Annotated in this window: 24 protein-coding genes; 5 read left to right on the forward strand and 19 right to left on the reverse strand. The window is 47.8% G+C overall.

Going from position 1 to position 20,860, the window contains the following annotated elements; genetic code table 11:
- Nucleotides 1-105: 105 nt before the first annotated feature.
- The 5 genes from HP567_RS22805 to HP567_RS22825 all read right to left on the reverse strand — a co-directional run bounded on the left by HP567_RS22805 (nt 106) and on the right by HP567_RS22825 (nt 3,968).
- A complete protein-coding gene (locus HP567_RS22805) occupies nt 106-576 on the reverse strand; it encodes a hypothetical protein (RefSeq protein ID WP_173612281.1) in 471 nt (156 codons plus the stop codon).
- A 75-nt stretch (nt 577-651) separates the two neighbouring features.
- Nucleotides 652-966 (reverse strand): hypothetical protein, encoded by a 315-nt coding sequence (locus HP567_RS22810; RefSeq protein ID WP_007717017.1) that lies wholly within the window; start codon nt 964-966, stop codon nt 652-654.
- A gap of 174 nt (nt 967-1,140) precedes the next feature.
- The gene (locus HP567_RS22815; protein WP_173612280.1) at nt 1,141-2,589 is read right to left on the reverse strand and encodes an LCP family protein; all 1,449 of its coding nucleotides are present in this window, start codon (nt 2,587-2,589) and stop codon (nt 1,141-1,143) included.
- 230 nt (nt 2,590-2,819) lie between these two features.
- Entirely contained in the window at nt 2,820-2,957 is a 138-nt protein-coding gene (locus HP567_RS22820; RefSeq protein WP_007717021.1) for a hypothetical protein, read from the reverse strand.
- Nucleotides 2,958-3,014: 57 nt separating this feature from the next.
- Nucleotides 3,015-3,968 (reverse strand): carbohydrate kinase family protein, encoded by a 954-nt coding sequence (locus tag HP567_RS22825; protein WP_173612279.1) that lies wholly within the window; start codon nt 3,966-3,968, stop codon nt 3,015-3,017.
- Between the two features lie 228 nt (nt 3,969-4,196).
- Between HP567_RS22825 and HP567_RS22830 the strand changes: the two genes are divergently transcribed.
- Nucleotides 4,197-5,414 carry an MFS transporter gene (locus tag HP567_RS22830; protein ID WP_173612278.1) on the forward strand — a complete coding sequence of 406 codons (1,218 nt, stop codon included), beginning with the start codon at nt 4,197-4,199 and terminating at the stop codon, nt 5,412-5,414.
- Between the two features lie 71 nt (nt 5,415-5,485).
- Here HP567_RS22830 and HP567_RS22835 read toward each other — a convergent pair whose 3' ends face one another.
- From HP567_RS22835 to HP567_RS22865, 7 genes are all read right to left on the reverse strand, one after another.
- Entirely contained in the window at nt 5,486-7,555 is a 2,070-nt protein-coding gene (locus HP567_RS22835; protein ID WP_173612277.1) for a YecA family protein, read from the reverse strand.
- Nucleotides 7,556-7,636: 81 nt separating this feature from the next.
- The gene (locus tag HP567_RS22840) at nt 7,637-7,912 is read right to left on the reverse strand and encodes a hypothetical protein (RefSeq protein WP_173612276.1); all 276 of its coding nucleotides are present in this window, start codon (nt 7,910-7,912) and stop codon (nt 7,637-7,639) included.
- Nucleotides 7,909-8,904 (reverse strand): hypothetical protein, encoded by a 996-nt coding sequence (locus HP567_RS22845; RefSeq protein WP_173612275.1) that lies wholly within the window; start codon nt 8,902-8,904, stop codon nt 7,909-7,911. Before HP567_RS22845 ends, HP567_RS22840 begins: the two co-directional genes overlap by 4 nt.
- Before the next feature lie 166 nt (nt 8,905-9,070).
- A complete protein-coding gene (locus HP567_RS22850; protein WP_173612274.1) occupies nt 9,071-10,633 on the reverse strand; it encodes a YcdB/YcdC domain-containing protein in 1,563 nt (520 codons plus the stop codon).
- A 123-nt stretch (nt 10,634-10,756) separates the two neighbouring features.
- The gene (locus HP567_RS22855) at nt 10,757-11,704 is read right to left on the reverse strand and encodes a 3'-5' exoribonuclease YhaM family protein (protein ID WP_173612273.1); all 948 of its coding nucleotides are present in this window, start codon (nt 11,702-11,704) and stop codon (nt 10,757-10,759) included.
- 18 nt (nt 11,705-11,722) lie between these two features.
- On the reverse strand, nt 11,723-12,241 hold the full coding sequence (locus HP567_RS22860) for a YkvA family protein (protein WP_173612272.1): 519 nt from the start codon (nt 12,239-12,241) through the stop codon (nt 11,723-11,725).
- Entirely contained in the window at nt 12,234-12,851 is a 618-nt protein-coding gene (locus HP567_RS22865) for a DedA family protein (protein ID WP_217367340.1), read from the reverse strand. The genes HP567_RS22860 and HP567_RS22865 overlap by 8 nt, the downstream gene beginning before the upstream one ends.
- A 225-nt stretch (nt 12,852-13,076) precedes the next feature.
- Between HP567_RS22865 and HP567_RS22870 the strand changes: the two genes are divergently transcribed.
- Nucleotides 13,077-13,562, forward strand: coding sequence for a DUF2062 domain-containing protein (locus tag HP567_RS22870; RefSeq protein WP_173612271.1), 486 nt, complete (start codon nt 13,077-13,079; stop codon nt 13,560-13,562).
- A gap of 63 nt (nt 13,563-13,625) precedes the next feature.
- Here the strand turns inward: HP567_RS22870 and HP567_RS22875 are convergent, their stop codons facing one another.
- The 3 genes from HP567_RS22875 to nadE all read right to left on the reverse strand — a co-directional run bounded on the left by HP567_RS22875 (nt 13,626) and on the right by nadE (nt 15,491).
- Nucleotides 13,626-13,847 (reverse strand): hypothetical protein, encoded by a 222-nt coding sequence (locus HP567_RS22875; RefSeq protein ID WP_017250368.1) that lies wholly within the window; start codon nt 13,845-13,847, stop codon nt 13,626-13,628.
- A 64-nt stretch (nt 13,848-13,911) separates the two neighbouring features.
- Nucleotides 13,912-14,736, reverse strand: coding sequence for an MBL fold metallo-hydrolase (locus tag HP567_RS22880; RefSeq protein WP_173612270.1), 825 nt, complete (start codon nt 14,734-14,736; stop codon nt 13,912-13,914).
- Nucleotides 14,737-14,738: 2 nt separating this feature from the next.
- Complete coding sequence (nadE, locus tag HP567_RS22885; RefSeq protein ID WP_173612269.1) at nt 14,739-15,491, reverse strand: NAD(+) synthase; 753 nt, start codon at nt 15,489-15,491, stop codon at nt 14,739-14,741.
- Between the two features lie 132 nt (nt 15,492-15,623).
- Here nadE and map point away from each other — a divergent pair, with 132 nt between their 5' ends.
- The 3 genes from map (at nt 15,624) to HP567_RS22900 (ending at nt 18,186) form a co-directional block, all read left to right on the forward strand.
- Nucleotides 15,624-16,370, forward strand: a complete 747-nt coding sequence (gene map / locus HP567_RS22890) for a type I methionyl aminopeptidase (RefSeq protein WP_173612268.1) — start codon at nt 15,624-15,626, stop codon at nt 16,368-16,370.
- Nucleotides 16,371-16,549: 179 nt separating this feature from the next.
- Nucleotides 16,550-17,575, forward strand: coding sequence for an LLM class flavin-dependent oxidoreductase (locus tag HP567_RS22895; RefSeq protein WP_173612267.1), 1,026 nt, complete (start codon nt 16,550-16,552; stop codon nt 17,573-17,575).
- A gap of 14 nt (nt 17,576-17,589) precedes the next feature.
- Nucleotides 17,590-18,186, forward strand: a complete 597-nt coding sequence (locus HP567_RS22900) for a TetR/AcrR family transcriptional regulator (RefSeq protein ID WP_173612266.1) — start codon at nt 17,590-17,592, stop codon at nt 18,184-18,186.
- 66 nt (nt 18,187-18,252) lie between these two features.
- Here HP567_RS22900 and HP567_RS22905 read toward each other — a convergent pair whose 3' ends face one another.
- The 4 genes from HP567_RS22905 to HP567_RS22920 all read right to left on the reverse strand — a co-directional run bounded on the left by HP567_RS22905 (nt 18,253) and on the right by HP567_RS22920 (nt 20,848).
- The gene (locus HP567_RS22905; protein ID WP_047068559.1) at nt 18,253-18,432 is read right to left on the reverse strand and encodes a hypothetical protein; all 180 of its coding nucleotides are present in this window, start codon (nt 18,430-18,432) and stop codon (nt 18,253-18,255) included.
- Between the two features lie 149 nt (nt 18,433-18,581).
- Nucleotides 18,582-18,932 (reverse strand): PspC domain-containing protein, encoded by a 351-nt coding sequence (locus HP567_RS22910; RefSeq protein WP_173612265.1) that lies wholly within the window; start codon nt 18,930-18,932, stop codon nt 18,582-18,584.
- Nucleotides 18,933-19,047: 115 nt separating this feature from the next.
- Nucleotides 19,048-19,668 carry a flavin reductase family protein gene (locus HP567_RS22915; protein WP_173612264.1) on the reverse strand — a complete coding sequence of 207 codons (621 nt, stop codon included), beginning with the start codon at nt 19,666-19,668 and terminating at the stop codon, nt 19,048-19,050.
- Between the two features lie 19 nt (nt 19,669-19,687).
- Complete coding sequence (locus HP567_RS22920; protein WP_173612263.1) at nt 19,688-20,848, reverse strand: homogentisate 1,2-dioxygenase; 1,161 nt, start codon at nt 20,846-20,848, stop codon at nt 19,688-19,690.
- Nucleotides 20,849-20,860 lie beyond the last annotated feature (12 nt).

Here is a 20,860-nt window from a genome sequence, read left to right on the forward strand (position 1 = left end):
ATCTATACGATTCTCTCTCTCCTCCTCATATTCCTCCTTACTCGCCTTTCATGCAAAAAGCTCAGGACATTACGCCTGAGCTTTCCTTATGTACAACCTATTTTCTTATGTGCCGAGTTTGACGAGCATCCCCAAATCCCCGGAAAACCTGGCGATGGTTTCTGTAAATGCCATATCCTCCGCTTCTGTTTGCGGCATCTGCACGATAAAGTGATAATCCAGCACGACATTCGCTTCTGCCTGCATGCCAGACTCCACAAAGCGGCGCTTTTCTGTCAGTGAGCACTCAGCTACCAAGCTTTTTGCTTGCGTCCATAATTTTTGAATCTCCTCATCTTGCAAGCTATAAGGATAGACAATTTCCACCTCAATTTCACAGCTGTCCTCTTCCGCAAGCGGAAACAAATGAATGGTAGCCGTTGGTTGCTTCTCGTTCTCCGCCTCGGAAAATGTGATCAGAACCTCTTGCCCTTCCGATTCTTCCAACAAAGAATGATCAGAGCGCAAAACGATATCTGAGATCATTCCATGCAGATGTAACTGTTGATTTAGTTTTTCCACCATAAATTGTAGCACGTACTTCTTTCCTCCTGTTTCACGATATCCTCTCGTAGCAGTATAGCACGACTTCTACAGATGCGAAAAACCCCTTCACGAGGAAGGGGTCGGTGTATTGTTCATATTTTTTTGATTCATGAATTCTGACAGCCACGCACGACGTACTTCTTTGTTTGGACAGTAGCCTAAAATGTAGCTTTCTCCGCGCATATATTTTTCCTTAATCCACTCTTTATGCTTGCGGAAAAAGGCGTGCTGGAAATCAATCGGCATCTGCTGATATTCTTCCAAAGCTGAAGGATTCTGGAGGAAAAAATCTTCATCGTACACAAACTCTTCATTTTGTTGGCGGCTGATCAGGTATACAAAAGCAATCACCAAGAACAGGTTCACCAAGAAAATCGTCATAGAAATCCCTCCAGTCAGTAATAATTATCTGATTAATCTGTCTTATCAGCATATTATTATTGTACCACGAAATTGGTGTTTTCTAAACCTTTTCCATAAACGAATTTTTAAAAATTTATATGAATCGACAAATAAAAAACACCCGCTCGTGATGAACGGGTGCTTTCGTACTTGTTAGGAATTCGTGCTCGGAGCATCTGTAGTTGAAGGACCAGCATCCTGATTGGACGGCGGGATGTCCGGCGGTGGAGTAGAGTTGTTGCCGTTATTACCTGCTGGTACAGTTTGTGTTGGATCAGTCGCAGGCGTCTGTGCTCCCTGACCTTGATTTGTCGACTGACCTTGCCCTTCTGGGTTTACGACATCAGGTGGCGGCATTGCGCCTTCATCTGCTGTACCATCTTGATTGCCTGTTGAATTTGTCGGCTCTTGTTCTTTCGGAGCCTCCGTTTTATGTTTTGCTGACGTTGACGCAGCTGATTCTGTCGTTTTCTTCTTAACGCTCTTCTTGTTGCTTGTCGCAACCGCTTCACCAGAACCGAGTATCGGGGAATTGTTAAACGCTACTGCACTCCCGGTCACTCCCATCTCAGACTGCAAGGAATCGCGAACAGACTCAAGCTTTTCTTTTTCGAGATACGTATATCCTCCCTGCCAATATGCCCCATTATCCAATGCAGTGACCGTAGAGGAATTAAATCCTTTGAAATCGTAGGCCAATCCTTTGATCTGATCTTTGGAAAGATCGGTATGTATATTCTTGGCACCTACGTCCATAACGTTAAATATCTTCGTCAAGCCTTCAAGAGAAGCCGCTTTGTCCACGACAGCCTTGATGACCTCTTGTTGGCGGCGGTTACGGTCGAAGTCACTGGAATAGTACTTCGTTCCACGGTTGTCATGACGATGTCGTACATAACCAAGGGCTTGCTCGCCATTCAATTTTTGAAGTCCTGGCTGGAGATTGATGTGTGTATCGTCAGTTGGATCATCGTATACCAGTCTGCGATCCACATTGACTTCTACTCCACCCAATTCATCAATGACCGCTTTGAAACCATCAAAATCAATGGCTACAAAGTGCTCAATTGGGATACCCAGTATTTCATTCAACGTTTTCTTTGTTAAAGAAATACCATCTTCGGTAACCGTCTGGTTATTGCGCTCTGCTTGCCTGCGTTCTGCTTCGCCATTGGCATAGACAGAATTGATCTTATGGTAGTCGCGATAGCCTGGGATCTTGACGCGTGTGTCCCGCGGAATCGATACCATGGTAACTTTCTTCGTCTTCGGGTTAGCAACTGCCACGATCATTACGTCTGTATTCATGGAACCTGTTTCAGGACGGGAATCAGAACCAAGCAATACAAACGACATTGGCTTATCCGAGTGGTAAACAGGATCGACATTTTGGGATACTGGCGAAGTAAATCCACTGTTTGTAGGGCTCGTTACTTCCGTCAGAGTGTCTTCAATTTTCCAATAAATTGCTCCAGCCACACCACCAACCAGCAGCAAGGTGATCAATGTGAAGGATATCACGAGTTTACGTATTTTTCGACTACGGCTCGGCTGTTTCTTTCGAGAAGCTGAAGCGCGTGTTTTCACAACAGTATCTGGCATATGAATCAGTCTCCTTGTTCGCGCACGCTTTTTGACAAAGTAAAGGGAGGCACGATTTTGAATTGTGCCACTCGACAATATGCACCACTTTTTTCTTCAGTTGGCAATACTCTGATTCAGGTATTGTACCATAACGTTGTCTGCATTTGTAGAAAAATGTTCCTTTAAACGAAAAGTCCCCCATCTTTTTGTCGATAAGGGGGACTTTAGTTTCACATATCACTTTTGGCTTATTGCAAGCCGCGTGGTGCCTGACTAAATCCCTGCACAGGACCTTCAGGACGTTTGTTTTTGGAGCGGTGTGAATCTCCGCCCTGTCGAACATGGCTCTCTTGTTTCCCGTTCACATCATTCGATTTCTTTTCCATGATATACACTCCTCCTCTGTACCAACTAACGGGTAGTGTACGTCAAGCTATGTATTTTCATTCCCTGTCGAGGAACTGTCTTTCTTTAGCGGCATAGTAATCTTTTCGTGCCAAAAGGACATCGATATCGTATCGTCCATTTCCTTTTGTTCGCATTTCGGCCAGAGCAACGCCGAAGGCTGCTTGTTCTGCAAGGGACAACGTTTTGTTTTGCGCATAAATGATCCCGGCAGCAAACGCATCTCCCGCAGACTCTCGAATCGGCATAGCCGGGGCAGCAAGCCATTTTTTCTCCCGTTCAGTGCACAGCCACAGCCCTGCCTCCCCACAAATGACCATGACCTGATGAATACCTTCAGCCACCAATTTTTTCGCGCATACTTCTACATCATTATAGGAATGAAGGGTTTGGCCACCTAACACTTCCAGTTCATCAATGCTCGCGACGAGTATATGAACGCCTTCAAGTAACCCTTTCCATTTTTCTGCTTTTTTCACAGAAACAGGGTCTACGATGACCTTTTTGTCGAGTCTCCTCGCTTCCGCCAAAAATGCCCGCATAACCTCGACGGGAAGATTGGCATCAAGAAACAAGCCTGCAGCCTGAGGCAAGCACTTAAGACCTTGCTGGACAATCTCTGCTGGCCACTCTTCATTTAGTTCCATATCAGCAACAGCCGTGTACAATTCACCATCACGATCACGAATAGCCAAGTAGCGCCCAGTCGATTTCCCTGCGATTCGCAACATGCCATGGGTAGCCACTCCACTACTTGCTGTGACCTGTCTTAACCACTCGCCATCTGCATCTTCTCCAACCAAAGCAAACAGCTGCACTTCTTCTCCTAGCCATCCCAGATTTTCCGCCACGTTTCGAGCTACGCCGCCTGCCGCTTGATGCACTTCACCCGGATTACTTGTTCCGGGCAACAGTCTGGCAGAAGTGACTCCCTGCACGTCAACATTGGCTCCACCCACGCATAGCCAGTATTCTGTTATACCTTCCAGCATTCCAGCATTCCCCCTAGCCTTCTGCTCATGGTCTAGTCCATTGTGCTTCTCTCTTTTTTCGACAGCGTCTTCCTTTTTACCTACCTTTTTAAAAACTTCCTGACAGATCAAATCCTTTATATCCAACCATCATATTCCCAGCATTCATGGATGACGTCCTGTAGAATCCGTGCTACATTGAAAAAAATGAAAAAGTAAGTTACGAAAGAAAGGTTGGGATGAACTGACATGAGTGCCTCATCGACACCCATTCAATCTACACCTGCAGGGACTGCGGCACCGACTGTCTATCGCATGCTCTTTGCCATTAGCATTGCGCATCTGTTAAACGACAGCTTGCAAGCAGTCATCCCTGCATTGCTTCCTATTGTAGAGAAGAATCTAGCATTAACGTTTACACAAGTCGGAATGATTTTGCTTGTCATGAATCTTACTTCATCTGTTTTGCAACCATTCGTCGGTTACTTCTCCGATCGCAAATCGATCCCTTTATTGCCACCTCTGGCGTTGATCGTATCGGGATTGGGGATGCTTGCACTCGCTTTCTCTGGCAATTACTATTTCGTACTCGCAGCAGTCGCCTGTGTTGGAATTGGTTCAGCCATCTTCCACCCAGAAGCCTCACGCTTCGCCCACTTGGCATCTGGTCCTCGCAGAGGGCTGGGTCAATCTATTTTTCAAGTTGGGGGAAATGCTGGTCAAGCACTCGCTCCCTTGATGACGATCTTGGTCTTTGCGAACCTGGGACAGACAGGAGCTGCCTGGTTTCTGCTGCCCGGGCTATTAGCTAGCGGCATCTTGCTCTATGTTGCGCTCTGGTATCGTGGACAACAGCGTTTGAAAAAGGCCACTGCCGCACCTCTCACGTATACCAATCGAAACAAGCGGCTGATTGCTCTCGGCCTCCTGATTGTCATCGTCAGTGTGCGTTCCTGGATGAATGCTGGCTATCAAAGCTTTTACCAGTTTTATTTGATGTATGTGAAAGATATGGATTATGCCAACGCACAGCTTGTCATTTTTGGTTTTCTTTTCGCAGGAGCGATTGGGACATTTTTTGGTGGACCGCTGTCGGACCGGTTCGGAAAAAGGAATTTGCTCATCTTCTCCACACTCGGTTCACTGCCGCTGACATTGCTGACCCCTTACGTCTCCGGCTTTTGGGCCTTTCCATTACTGGTGATCAGCGGCTTTATCATGCTTTCCAGCTTCTCCGTCACGGTCGTATATGCCCAAGAGCTATTGCCTGGCAAAATCGGTACCGTATCCGGGCTGATTATCGGACTTGCCTTCGGAATGGGAGGCATGGGCGCTCTCGTATTCGGCTATCTCGCCGATCTCTACAGTCTGAGCTTTGTCATTCTGTTATGTTCGTTCCTCCCGTTGATCGGGTTTATGGGCTTTTTCTTGCCGAAAGACAAAACACTCCGCGAATGGGCTCACTAATCTATACCAATAAAAAGTCAAAACAAAAACCCGAGGACACACATCCTCGGGTTTACTTCATGTTAGGGAAGCTAGACCAATACACCTGTTGGTGCGCCCAGCACTTGGGCAATGACTGGCGGATACACTTCAGGCGTACCATACAGTCTCCAAGTACCATCCTCACCTTGACCGAACAAGCCATGGATCATCCAATCTGCTGACAGCATAGTACCCCAATCAACGCCAATAGACAGCTTGATTGTCTCGCCATTCGCACGTTTTGCCGTACAACCAGATGCAGTGATCTCTTGCACGAGCAAGGATTCTTCCGTGATATTTTTGAGCGCCACCGTGTTGCTGTAAAGATTTTGAGTCGCTTCTTTTTCCAGCACACCACGCAAGCGATAGGATTCCGGCAATGTTTCCTTCAACTCGGCGAACAGTGGCTGCATGACAGGATAAAGCGTGTATGGTCCTTGCTTATCCAGCCACTTGAAGAACGCCGTCAAAACAGATATCAGATTAGTTGCCAACGTTTTGGTCGTTACGTCCGTGCGCGTGAAAATGTCGTGGACGAGGAAGTATACCAAGTCCTCTCTGCGCAACTGCTCCCATGTGAAAGATGGGCCAAACGCTCCTCTGACGAATGAACGGAAGTTGTTCATGACCTCATCGTACTTTTTGACGGTTGCTTCCGACTTGCCATCGGTCATCTCTTGCACGAAGCGATTGATGTCCGCAAGTCTGTCAGGATGTACAGTGTACACACTCTCCGGCAATCCCTCGATCAACGGACGGCGCAGCAGGTTATGCACATGCAGGCTGTCATTTGACAACGAGAGACGAGGACGAAGCATGTCCATTCGGATAAAGCGAGCCAATCCTTGTCCAACTTTATGATCCTGTTCCATTTGCTCCATCAGTTTGTGGAGTTTTTCATGCAGCTCCTCGTTTTCAGTAGCCGCAACCAAGAGAGGAGCCAAATCATCGAGCTGTTCATGGGAAGTAACCAGCCATTTTTCAGCAAAATAAGTTTGGACTGCCCACTGCAACACTTTTGGTGGCAAGGTAGGCTGACTCGTGATAAACAGAGTTCCTTTGGATAAACGAGAGCCCGTTGAAGTAAGAACGCGGATCTCCTCTTCGTTCTCAAATGCAAGCAGCAGCAAAAGCTCTGCGACTTCGTCCAACTGCGGTGCATACCCTTCCAGAATCAGGCTGTCATCCTGCAAAATCACTTCTGCTTGTACTTCGTATAGCTCCAGCAAGGCATCCTTTAAATTCGGGAACAAATGCTCTTCCTTGCGTGTCGCATATACCCATGTCTCACGAGCACCATCCCGTTTTTTCAGCTCAAATGAAGGATTCGACTCGATTACTTTCAATAGCTGTTTACGGTTTGGCATAGCATAGGTACGACGCAGAAGCGATTCTTGCTTCGGCGCTTCCGACTCACTTGCCGCTTCACCAAATTGAACGATGAAATGATACAGCTCTGTCGTATAGCTTCTCTTGCCCGTATCTGTCTTCGCAGCTTCTACTTCTGGATGCTGTTGTAACCACTCGAGCAGGCTTTCCTTGACATGTGGCTGCAAGATGATGCTGCCAGAGAAGAGCATATCACGCAGACCCAGATTCAGCAGGCGCCCTACGATCAATTGTCCAGGGACAACATTCAACGTATTGGCACGAAGCAGATAGTGTTTTTCTTCCGAAATCGGGTGTTGAACCGTGATGACATCACGCTCCACTTCCACGATTTCATAAACATTCAGGTGCAATCCAGCAAACGCACGGCGAAGATCAGGCTCCATCCGACGTCCATGCTGTTTGATATAGTTCTCAAGCAGCGTGCTTCCACCTGTTTTGACGTCCAATACACACCAGTTGAAGAAATGGGCAGCCCATTCAGGACGTGCGACGCTCTCTTGGGTCAAGCCTACTTCTTCGGCAAAACGATTGCGTGCTTCTTGAATCGTCTCACTGGTTACGTTTGCGCCGACAAAATGATTCAGTCTTTCGACCCAGCCAGCGTATTCTTTTTGCAGCTTTTGCTCGTGGCGGCTACGCAGCTCCGTAATAGGAGTAACAACCCCACAGCATTTTTTGTATTTTTTTCCGCTCCCACAAGGGCACAGTTCGTTTCTTCCTACCGACATAGAGGGTTTGGATCTCCTTTCCATCCCACGCGGCATGCGCGGGGAATCATGCACAATCCCCCTATTTTACCGCATTACTCGTCATGTGTTCAAGTGTTCTCGCTTTGGTTCATGTGCGATACCCACATCCGTGTTGTTGCTTTCCCATTGGACAATAAATTGTTCCAGACGATTCATCAACCTGACGATGCGCTGCTTCTCGCCCATGCATGCTGAAATAGCAGAGAGTTGGTTCGTGGCAAAAAGCTCGACCACTTCCTTCTCCATTTCTTGAAGGCGAATCCGATAGCCCGCGATAACCTCGCGCAGGATGGCAAATCTCTGCTCTAACCGGATCGTAGCCTCAAGTTGACTCATTGTTGCTCACTGGTCGCTAGCACCTGTTGAATGCCAAGTACGATCTGCTCATGCTTATGTTTCTCTTTCATGAGCACTTCTATAGCTTGCATATTGCTTTGTTGAAAATGAGCGACAACTTCTTGGGACATTTCTTGGTTTCTTGTCTCCAAGCGACTGATAGCTTCTTGCATCAGTTTTTGTACTTCCTCGAGAACTTGCTGGTTGGTAATGGTAGACATAGTAGCTTCCTCCTTAGTAAATAATCGTTCTTGTTGTTCTTCCACCTGGTGTAAGGGATTCGCTGGTTCTTCCGATGCAATTTCTTCTGAGACGGACTCGCTGTTTCCTATCGATACAGAAGGGGCAGCAACAGCAACCTCGAGGGCCGCCTGCTCTTCCTTGGAATCTTCGCTACGAGCAATGATGTACATGGTATCACCGTCAATGCGGAAGCGGTCATCTTGCGCTGGGAGAAAAGCAGCATCTGCAGCAATGCCTACTTCCTGCTCCAGAAAATGGACTAATGTGCGAGCAGAAACCTGCGTAATGCCATTGTCGCGGCAAAACTCATACACTTGGTCATTGCCCAAAGTCCACTCTGCCAAAAACCATCTGCTGTCGCCTTGATATTGCACAAAGCGAGGATCGCGTTCCAATTGCAGCATACGAAGAATCTGATTCCAACCAAACTGCGTTTGACGACGCAGCTCTGCGACAATTTGCTCAAGCTTTTTTGGTGTTTGGCTATCGCGCAAATAGCGATGAGCCAAGTCGTACACTTGATGCGGCTGGTGAGTGACCTCTACGATCGCCTCTGAGCTTCCAACTCGCACTGGAGACTGCTCCATGTTCAACACTTTATCCAGTATTGTCTTGCAGTCCAGATCCAAAAAAGCATTCAGCTCATTCGCTTCCATCCGGGAGCAGATCTCCGTACGTGGAAGGGAGCGCTCACCGGGCCGGAATACCTTTTTTACAATACTTGGTAGGGTATAAGTTGGCCGTTTCATTGCACTTTCTCCTTCTCGTGATCGGCATTGTTTGCCAAATCAAATGGGAATCAAGAAGTTATTCTACAAAAAGAAAAAAAATCCTACCTGCCTTGAAGTGTTTATGAATTCCGATAATGATGAAAAGGAAAACCCGACGTGGCTTCTACACCATATCGGGTATTGGTTATTGGGTAGCTTTCCATTCCAGCCAGGTTTCCTCCACCGCACCCGTTGCAGCATCAATCTGCAGAGACTTGGCATCGGCTGTCGGTAAATAGGCCAGCTGCGGCAGTTTCGCAGAATGCGTCCCTACCTTCGGATACCAGTAAGCCAAGCGCAGATTTGCTTCTTTGACATACGCATCCTTTGCTTTCTCACCCTTCACAATACCGTCTTTACTGAAGGTAGCAGGCATGGACGGCAGGTCATTTACTTGAGCAAGGACTACATTGCCCTTCTTTGCGTCCACTTCCAGGTAGAACAGTGGTCTCTTGGTAGGGATACCGTCAATCTCAGGGTGAAAAGCAAAGCTACTGATCGGCCGCACCAGATTTTGATCTGCCCAACCTGGCAGATTTTCTACAAGACTCGTCTCCTTTACAAAGAAGGATTGTTCTTTGGACGATAAGTATTTCTCCACAAATTGTACGGCGATGTTTTTTGCCTCATCATGCGTGAGCGGCTTCTCAAGCTCCTTTTCTACGGGACCGTCCAGTTTGAATTCAATAGGTGATTTTGTTTTACGGTCGAGCGTAATCCACGCGCTTTGATACGAATTCGCATTCCATTCATGGCGATCGATATCACTGTTTTTATACTTTTTGTCCGCTTTTACATTTTTGTACGTGCGTTGATTCAGCTTCAGGCCAAAATCCTTTTCGAGCATCTGCTCCATTTTTTTCGTATCTCGCCAGACTCCCATGTCTGCTGTTCCTTTGATTTTCATCGTCTTATTCGCTGTTTTATAAACAGATGGAACTTCTTCACCAGACAGAGCATCTATTGTTGGCAATTGGTCAGGGACGTAAACGAGCTTGCCCGCTGACTCATCGTAGACCAATTCCAAGGATACCTTGTCTTGCCACTCCTTCATTGCCTTCTCTAGCGGTACAGCCTTGCTTGGGTCCGCTACTTCTCCTGCAGTTGGAAGCTTTAGCTTTTCTTGCTGAAAATGGACAACCTGACCCTTTGCGTCAACCATGACCCGCGCTGTCTCTTTATCCACCCATGTATTGTTCAACTGTGGGTAGACACTGACAACGGCCAGATGATCCAGCTCAGATGCGCGATCGAAAGAAAGCATCGCTTGCGGGGAAATAACATGATCAACTGTTATGTAATTCCGGATAAAGTCCACAGCCTTTTGATAGGCTTCCTTTTGATTGATTTTGGTTGTTTTGTCCCGATTCACATCATACAGGACAAAACTGGTCAAATCTCCTTTTGCATTTGTGGAGATAGTGAGCGTTGTATTCGTGGTAATGACACTCCTTCGGTCCGAAAGATTAATGACATACCCCGAGTTGCTTGTCCCTCCGTATGAGTCCACATGAAGGTCTTTCATGAGAGGCACATAGTCCTCTTTCAATTCTGTTAACAAGTGGACGATGTCTTCTGGCAACTCAATCGGTTCCAGACTCGATTTGCCATCATACGCATAGGAAGACAACGGATGCAGAAGTGCCACTGGTGTCGTGACCATGCTGACTGCCAAGACAAGCATGGCAGCTCTGTTTCGCTTTTTCATAGGAATACCTCCTCATTACAAGACATTACTGTTAAGACGAGCTTCCTGCAAAAACGTTTCTGATTTATCTAAAAAAAGCCAACTGCTTCGTTTTGCTTGGCAGTTGGCTTTTTGTTCCATGGATTAATACCCGCGCCAGACTTTTCGTCTAAGCACGCCAGCATACGCCCATTCCTCTTCTTCCGGCATGTCCGCTAGTGTTTGGCTCAAAGCGTTCATTTTGCTGTCGATCTGGTCCAGGTAATGGAACATGACAGCTGTAGGCGTTTTTCCGGATACAGCACTTCCCCAGCCGTTCTCTACCTCTCCATGATGACTCAAAATGCAATGCTTCAAATGCAGAACCTCCGCGTCCCCTAAAGAAATATCGAGCTTGCGGCAAATGCCGCTTACCATCTCGACTCCCATGACCAAGTGACCAATTAGCTGACCTGGCGTGGTGTAATCCGGAGCGATGGGATCAGATAGCTCGTACAGTTTTCCAATATCGTGCAAGATGCAAGTCGCAATCAGTACATCCCTGTCTACTTGGGGATACAGTGGCAAGAGGCTCTGTGCCGCTGTCAACAGAGAGACGATATGCTCGAGCAAACCGTGATAATAGTTGTGGTGCATACGAACGCCAGCCGGATAATGGCGAAGGCGATCCTGAATCTCCTCTGTTGCCAACGCTTCTTGAATAATGGCCTTGAGCGTGGCACTCCGCAGGCTTTCGACTGCATGGGTAAGCTTTGTCCACAGTTCATCTACTGGAACGGGCGAGATCGGAATAAGCGACTCCATCTGAACTTCGTCTGAAGCGGCAGCCGGTCTGATCCGTTGAATCACTAGTTGCTTTTTCCCACGGTACATTTGGACGGCAGCGTCGATCTTCACGACAGACTTGACGTTAATCCATTCCTTCATTTCTGCATTGACATCCCACAGCTTTGCCATGATCGTACCGGAGCGGTCTCCCAGCTCCAGATTTAAGTATTCACTCTGATTACTCGCTACGCCCGCTTCCTTGTTTTTGATCAGGCAAAAGGCGACAACACGCTCTCCCTCTTGATAATCCAATAAATATTTCATCTATTTGCCCATCCTAGCTTATTTTTTTCGGAACAGGGTTTCTTCCAGCTTTTTCACTATTTTTTTGCCGACCAAATCATCCGCTGATCGAATCACCTTCGTAATGACGGCCAAGAGGTCTTCTTCGCCATTCCAATGCTCGCGTACAATCGACTCATCGATATCCACCAAAATCTTGCGCAAAGCATAAACAGCCAGAATGACGTCGTCCAGAAGTCCGAATCCGCCGACTAATACCTCTGGAATAAAATCAATCGGCGTAATGAAGTAGGCAACCGCTACACCCGCTAACGCTTTTGATTGAACACCTACGCGCTTGTCCAGCAGAAGGCGGGCCAAGAGAACAAACAAATCTGGTGCAAGCAAAATAAAGTTGGCTACAGAATCATTGACTCCCTTGTCTTTAATGAACGCTTCGATTTTTTCACGCAATTTATCATAAAATCGCTGATGTTTTTCCGGTAATACTACAGGAACCAGTTCGGTTGGCTTGTGAACCACAGGCAGTAGATTTTCGTTGCGGTTTTCTTCACTCATTCTGATCCCTCCGTAATTGCTTTTTTACATTTGCCTTGTGCCTGAAATACGACCAGGCTGCGATCAATGCCAGCAAAGCGATAAAGAAGATCGCAAGGTTACGGGCAATCAAATCAAACAGCTCATCCCAGCGTTCTCCTAATTGCCAGCCCAGCGTCACGAAAAGCAAGCTCCAAAATAGCCCACCCAAATAGGTATAGAGGATGAAAGTCGGAAATGGCAATCGCGTGATCCCGGCAAAATAGGCCGTAAACTGGCGAACACCAGGGATGAAATAGCCTAACGGAAGCGCCCATTTACCGACGCGATTAAACCATTCTTCCGTTTTTTTGTAAACGGTATAGCCCATCCCCAATCGTTTTCCATATCGTTCGAGAAAAGCGTAACCTAATGTTCTGCCGATCCAGTATGCCACCGTCATCGCCGTGACAGAACCGAGAAAGCAGACGAAAAAAGTAGGCCAATAATCCAATTTTCCCGTTGAGACAAGAAATCCGGAAAAAACGAGCAGCGTTTCTTCAGGCAAGGGCATTCCCAAAATTCCTAGAAAGAACAATCCAAACAAGGCGCCATACCCATATTGCGAAATATAGTCACCAAAGGTTCCCATTACACCTTCCACGAATGTCACCACTTTTCCAGCAAGCTGCCCTCTTCCATTATGCCAAAAGAAAGGCGCATTCACAAATCAGAGCTCCTATGGCAACTATTAATTTTTGCCAATTGGGAGATACTCTACAACAACAACCAAAAAAACGAATCCAGCTTCACCATTCGCCATACCCTTAGGGAATTTTGCGGACAAATGACTTGGGACAAACGAGGGATAGCACGGATGTGGAAAAAAGCATATCGAAAGCTAAAATTCGAATACTACAAGGTGCTGAGAATGAAAGGGGCTCCAGCTTTTGTCGCCCGCGGATTTTCGCTCGGAATCTTCATTGAGTTCATTACTCTGCCTACTTTTGGCATCGCGTTTCTGTTGCTTTTCCCGCTATGCAAGCTGTTTCGTGCCAGTTTGCCTGCTGGTTTGGTTGCGTTTGTCATCGGAAAGCTCATCTTACCGCTTTTCATTCTTTTCAATTACAATATTGGATACGTGTTGATCGGCAAACCGTTACAAGGGCATTCGAACCATCACGAGTCTGGGATGCAATGGCTTGTCTGGGTGAGGGAAAAAGGACTTGTCTTTTTCACCGGGAGTGCCATCATGGGGCTTTTTGTCGCGTTCGCGAGCTACTTTCTCGTTTTAACTGGCCTTCAATGGTATCGCCGCAAGAAACTACGGCGCTCATTACCTGAGGAAAGTCCTAATCCCTAGTTGCTCGAACGAAAAAGACCGGTCCGACAATCGATGTCAGTCCGGTCTTTTTTGCTCGCAATGTTATGCAAAGTAGCCTTTATCGTGCAGGTGCTCCATGATTTCGGCAACAGTTTTGTCTTCTTTCAAGAGCTCCACGGTTACTTCCACTTGCTCTGGGGACAAACCGTTCGCTCCGAGGCTTTCCTTGATCAACACGTCGTTAGGGCGACGGAAGTACGTTTGCAACGTACGCTTCACACGTCCTTCCAGACTTGTTCTCAGCATCAATTCAGTCGTAGACATCTGTTCCACCTCTTTCCTAGAAAGATTTGCGTAACCCCTATTATCTTATAAAACCGTGGAATAATCAACCTTTCTGCGAAAGAGCTTCCTTGCATAGTTGATCCCAGTTTTGCTCATGGGAAGAACGGAGATGTTCATCGATCGATACACCATCATACGTCAGTTGGGAAAACTGTTCTTTGAGTACATCTTCCTCTACGTTATTGGCGATACCCTCGAAAACAACTGCACGTGCATCCAACAAATACTGGCGATCCCGTTCAATCCGATGCAGGATTTCCTCGCGTCCTTTGGCAGGTACTCCGTGCCCAGGAATGACTTCTTCCACTTCTCCTTGGAGAACCAACCGTTCGATCTTTTCCAGACTTTCTAAATAGGCACCGCTGTCATCGATAAACGGAAACTCCAAATTGGATAGCATGTCACCGACAACAAGCAGCTTCTGCTCCCGGAACAAGGTCGCCATCTGATCGGCTGTATGTCCTGGTACAGGCAAGAAAAAGACTTCCTGCCACTCTTGTGCATCGTCCACTAATTTCGTGAATGTCGGCATTCCTACTTCATACGATCTGACCACGTAATACGACCCGTCAAACTTTTTCGCTTTGTTTAGCTTACTCTCGATCCGTCCATCGGTCAGGATTTCCTTTTGCGCAATGACTGTGGCATCCGAAAACTTGCCTACTCCGACAACATGATCCCAATCTCCGTGAGTGAGGACAAGTACGAGCTCTCTTCCATTCCTCTCACTTTGCACATAGTCAGCAATCGCCTCTATCTCATGAGGAAAATAGGCCGGATCAAACAAGTAGAGACGTTGCTCGGTTGCTACGACTGCACTGGTCGTTTGCCATAGACAACTTGTAAACAGCTTGTAGGATTTTGCCATATCTATATGCCTGGCATGATATTGCGCTTATGCTCAGAGATTCGATGCAGGTAATCGATGCGTTCTTTGGCTTCCGGTCGAGTTTCCCCTGTAATCAGCAAACGATCCAGATCCTCATAAGTGAAACCCATCTCCTGTTCATCCGTCTGTCCTTCCCACAAATCGGCAGAAGGCGGCTTCGTGATGATTTCTCCAGGCACCCCGAGCTCAGCAGCAAGAATTCGCATCTCATGCTTCGTCAAGCTAGCTACTGGATTAAAGTCGGCAAGACCGTCTCCGCCTTTTGTCATATAACCAACATGAATCTCGCTGCGGTTGCACGTATCCGCTACCAAGTATCCTTTTTGGTTAGCGATGGCGTACAGCACTGTCATGCGCAAGCGAGCCTTTGTATTTCCCTTTGTTTTGTCATCAAGCCCAAGTACACCCTCGATCGCAGGTACCAAAGCATCGTAGGCAGGCCCTACATCTACCGTGTGCAAATTCAATCCAATCGCTTCAGCAAGTCGCTTGGAATCTGTTTCATGAACGGTTTGCGAGTAAGCAGGCAACCAAATGCCAATGACGCGTTCTGAACCTAATGCACGCACACACAGCGCTGCTGTAACGGCACTGTCAATCCCACCAGAGATACCAACGACTGCACCGCCAAGGCCATTTCCGTCAATTTGCTCACGAATAAAGGCAATACGTTTTTCCACGTCTTCTTTTACATGAATCTGGTAGTTCGCCAGATGTTCTTGAAACTTGTCCACGCTACCTACCCCCAAGGTTGATTATTTCTTCCTCATCCTACCATGCCGTTTTCGGTGTGGCAATTGGCGCAGAACAGGACTACACTATATACTATAGAGAGTTCTTGACTAACGAGGAGAAGGAGAGAGTCGATGATTATCCTCAAGACACCTGAAGAAATTGAACTCATGCATGCAGCAGGTCAGATTTTGGCTGCTTGTCATCGTGAGATTGCCAAGATGATTCGTCCAGGCATTTCTACCTGGGAGATTGATCAATTCGTTGAAGAATTTTTGGCTGAAAATGGCGCGACCCCTGAGCAAAAAGGGTTTCATGGATATCCTTATGCCACATGCGGTTCAGTAAATGATGTCATCTGCCATGGCTTCCCGAAAAAAGAGCCTCTGCGTGATGGCGATATCGTTACCATCGACATGGTTGTTCGCAAAAACGGTTGGCTGGCTGACTCCGCTTGGTCTTATGAAGTGGGAACCGTGTCTCCGGAAGCGAAAAGACTGCTGGAAGTCACTGAAAAATCGCTGTATCTCGGTATTGAGCAAGCTGTCGTAGGCAATCGGATCGGCGATATTTCACACGCCATCCAAACGTATGCGCAAGCACAAGGCTACTCCGTCGTGCGCGATTTTACCGGACATGGTATCGGTCAGGAAATGCATGAGGAGCCGTTCGTTCCTCACTTTGGCCCTCCCGGGAGAGGTCAACGCCTCAAAGAAGGCATGGTCATTACCATTGAACCCATGCTGAACATCGGGACGTATCATGCAACGGTCGATGAAGATGGTTGGACAGCACGTACTCGCGATGGGAAGCTGTCCGCTCAATACGAGCACACCCTCGCTATTACCGCGAATGGACCTCTTATCTTAACAAAACAATAAGGATGTACGAAGAGCCCTTACATTGTCAGGGCTTTTTCTTTTTCTCCCAATGTGCTCTGTCGCACATCCAAACGTTGACATCCCTTCTGCCGCTCCGTATGATTCAAGTACGCTTTGTTACTACTCAGTAACAAACTTATCCGACCAGCAACCGCTAAGCACAAGGAGGGTTCCATCCCATGTCCGATACAATCTCATCTAAGCAACTGCGAGATATCCCATTGTCTGTTCTCGATTTGGCACCTATTACGGAGGGTAGCAACGCTGCTGAATCGTATAAAAACAGTCTCAATCTGGCGCAACAAGTGGAAAAATGGGGCTTTACACGTTATTGGCTCGCCGAACACCACGCAATGCCCAGCGTAGCCAGCTCTGCCACCTCCGTTCTCATTGGTTACATTGCCGGCGGCACCAGCAAAATCCGTGTAGGTTCAGGCGGCATTATGCTGCCCAACCATGCTCCACTCGTGATCGCCGAGCAATTCGGGACATTGGAGTCCCTCTATCCAGGCCGGATCGACTTAGGTCTAGGACGGGCACCCGGGGCGGACCAGCGAACAGCACGTGCGCTACGCCGCGATTTGCGGGTTGGCGGAGAGGATTTTCCAGAGTTATTGGAGGAGCTGCGTGAATATCTTCGTCCACGAACAGACGAGTCGGCATCAGCCATCCGCGCTATCCCTGGCGAAGGTCTGAACATCCCGATCTGGCTGCTCGGTTCCAGCGATTTCTCAGCGCGACTCGCGGGCATGCTCGGATTGCCGTTTGCTTTTGCTGGGCATTTTTCACCGAACTTCACCTTGCCCGCCTTGCAGACGTATCGCCATTGTTTCCGTCCATCGGAAGTACTGGATCAGCCATATGCCATGGTTGGGGTCAACGTGATGGCAGCCGATACGGATGAGCTCGCGAATCGACTCGCCACTTCCCATTACCAGGCATTCTTAAATCTCGTCCGCGGTGATCTCAAGCCAATCCAACCACCTGTGGACAATATGGATGAACTGTGGAGCGAATTCGAAAAACTGTCTGTCCAAGCTCAACTGCGTTCCTCCATCATTGGTAGCCCTGTTACCGTGAAAAGCAAACTGCAAGAGTTGCTCGATGCCACAGGAGCAGATGAGCTCATGATTACAACGCAAATGTACCATCATGCCGACCGTGTGCGCTCTTTTGAAATTGTCGCCGACGTCTGGAAGTCCTGAATGGGGGATGGTATATGACGGAAGCAAAACGGCCTCGCGTGCCTCGTGAAAAAGCACAAGAGATCATCTTGAACGCTGCTGAAGAATTGTTTTATCAAGAAGGGATCCATGCCGTCAGTGTAGACGCCATCGTTGAGCGTGCCGGAATGAATAAAATGAGCGTCTATCGGCAGTTTTCCTCGAAAACAGACCTGATTCTCGCCTACATGAAGCGCAAGCAAGACGTTTTTTGGCAAGAGTGGGAAGAGAGCATCGCCAAACATCCCAATCGGCCACGAGAGCAACTTATTCAGTTTTTTGCTGATCTGGCTGCGCGCGCGTCCAACGAGCAATTTCGCGGCTGTTGCTTTATTAATATAGCTGTCGAGTTTCCTGATCCGGTTCATCCAGTTCGCGAGCTGGTATGCTCCCATCAGAAACGAATCCGCGACGCTTTTTTGGAACGCACGACTGCCCTTGGCGCAGCGAATCCATGCGAGTTGGCCTATACGCTGATCTTGTTGATGGAAGGTACTTACGCGGATAGCCAGACGTACGGAACCGATAGTGCAGCGATCCGCATGGTTCCTGGCATCGTAGAAAAAGTTTTGGACCAAGCGCTTCCCCATTAAAAAAGTGGCTCCCTGCCTTCTTCCGGCAGTTGCCACTTCCTCTTTTTGTCGCTCATGAAAGATGCTTTAGCGCTGAGCACTGGTCGCATACTTTTCTTGTTTCGCCGTCATTGCTTCTAATTCTTTGACGTCTTGTTCCAAGTCATGGATGTCTTCTTCAATCAGTTTTTTCAGATGTTGCTTTTCCCGCAGGATTTTGCGGGTTTGCTCCAAACGCTGATTCAAATCGAACACGCCGAGATACACTGCTTTTCCCTCCCTATGTAGGTTTTCCACCTTATATGTTATGCAGCGATTTCCGGAAGTTGCCGACCATTTTTTTGGTAGGATCAAAATAGGTAAACGTGAAAAGAGACTTCCCGTGAGCGTAATGCCCAGGAAGTCTCTTATTTGCTCTAAAGCCCTTTGTATTTGCCCAATTCTTCGCGCAGGCGATACACTTCCTGTACCAAAGCACGCTTTTCCAGACGGTCAATCTCTTGATCCAAATCATTCATACGTGCATGTCCACTATATGGCGCATCATACATTGGGAAGCTGTCAGAAGCGTATGACCACTGCTGTTCTTTTGGCATGATCATTGCCATCAGCAAGTAAAGCAGAATCGGTACTCCTGTAAAAACAGTAAGAACGACAACTCCTATACGTACCAGCGTAGAGTCAATGCGCAAAAACTGCGCAACCCCACCACAAACTCCAAATAACCGTTTATCATGATGCGAACGATATAGTCGTCTTTCCATCATTGCTTCCACCCTCTCTACAGTATCCGCTTGCCTTGTATCTACAGGATACCCGATAGGCGATTTCGGTAAAATGGTCCGTAGAGGGATTTGTCCTCCGTCGCTGGACGGAGATCAATCATTTGACAGGTGGCTCATAAACGGGACGTGGACGATCAAACTGTTCGCCCAGCGTCGCATACGTATGACCCGCTAATCGGCTGACGGGTGCAAATGCTGTAGCATCAATCCGTCCTGCATGATACAACTCATCCACTACATGTACATGCACCACTTCCCCGATAATCAAATCCGAAGTCGTTGGACTCCCTAATTCCACAATCTGATGCAGCTTGCACTCAAAATGGATGCGGGATGCACGCAGCCTTGGCACCTTGACGCGAACGGATGGTGCGACTTCCAGCCCCAATGCCTCTACCTCACTGATCTGCGGTGGATAATCAGCAGAAGTCTGATTGACTGCATCCACATTGTGTACGTCCACCATATTGACCACGAATTCTCCCGTTTGCATGATGTTTCGTGCCGTATCTTTTGGGACACTTCCCGGCTTGCGCATGACCGCAACCGAGACCATCATCGGTTCAATGCTGGCAACATTAAAATAACTGAAAGGAGCGGCATTGACGATTCCTCCCTCCGCTAACGAGGTAACCCAAGCGATCGGCCGCGGGACGATACACCCGATCAAAAGCTTGTATTTTTCCTGCCGCTCAATCTCATGAATGGCGATTTCCATTGCGTTTTTGCACCTCTTTCTATTCCTTCGGTGGCAACCAGCTTGCCATGTATGCGTCATCCTCAATTTCCAACGCTTGCTTTGTGACGTGTAGCGGGTGGAATGTGTCCAGCATGACAGCCAGCTCCTGCGTTTCTTTTTTCCCAATGCTCGCCTCTACCTTGCCTGGATGCGGCCCATGTGGAATCCCCATTGGATGCAGGGTGATAGACCCCTCATAAATCCCTTTTCTGCTCATAAAATTGCCATCTACGTAGTATAACACCTCGTCACTTTCTACATTACTGTGATAGTAAGGCGCAGGGATCGCTTGCGGATGATAGTCGTACATCCGCGGAACGAATGAGCAGATGACAAAGTTTTGACCGGCAAAGGTTTGATGGACAGGTGGCGGTTGATGAATGCGTCCAGTAATCGGTTCAAAATCATGAACACTCAGTGCATACGGATACAAATAACCGTCCCACCCCACCACATCGAACGGATGGAAGTCAAAGAAGTAGCTGTAGACCACGGACTGGCGTTTGACTCGCACCTCGAAGTCTCCGCTTTCCACATGCGTCACCAATTTTTCCGGTACACGAATATCACGTTCACAAAACGGCGAATGTTCCAATAATTGACCATGCTCGTTGCGATAACGCTTTGGTGGCACGATCTCATTCTGGGACTCAATGACAAGAAAACGACTCTGCACAGACGGTACTATCCGGTAGGTCGTGCCAATCGGAATGACAAGGTAGTCGCCAGGCTTGTAAGTGAGCGTACCGAAAATCGTTTGCAGCTCTCCCTCACCTTGATGGACAAAAACAACTTCATCCCCATCTGCATTGCGATAAAAGTAATCCATCGGTTCTGTTGGTGCGCACACAGCCATGACGACGTCGTTATTCCCCAGCATGTAGCGACGTCCGAAAATCGGGTCTCCGCCCGGCTGAACATCAAACGTTTTAAAATGCTGATGCTTCAAATCAACCTGCTCCACATATTCCAAGCGGACATCTGCATATTTGCGCGTCTCCCTCACTTGGGTAGGCGGATTGTGGTGATACAGAATGGATTGAATCCCGGAAAACCCTTTTGTTCCCATCACTTGCTCGCGGTACAGTCCCCCATCCGGCTTGTAAAACGTCGTATGCCGCTTTTTTGGAACTTCCCCCATTCGTTGATAAAAAGCCATACGTTCCTTCCT

Source organism: Brevibacillus sp. M2.1A, from assembly GCF_013284355.2.
Lineage (GTDB): Bacteria > Bacillota > Bacilli > Brevibacillales > Brevibacillaceae > Brevibacillus.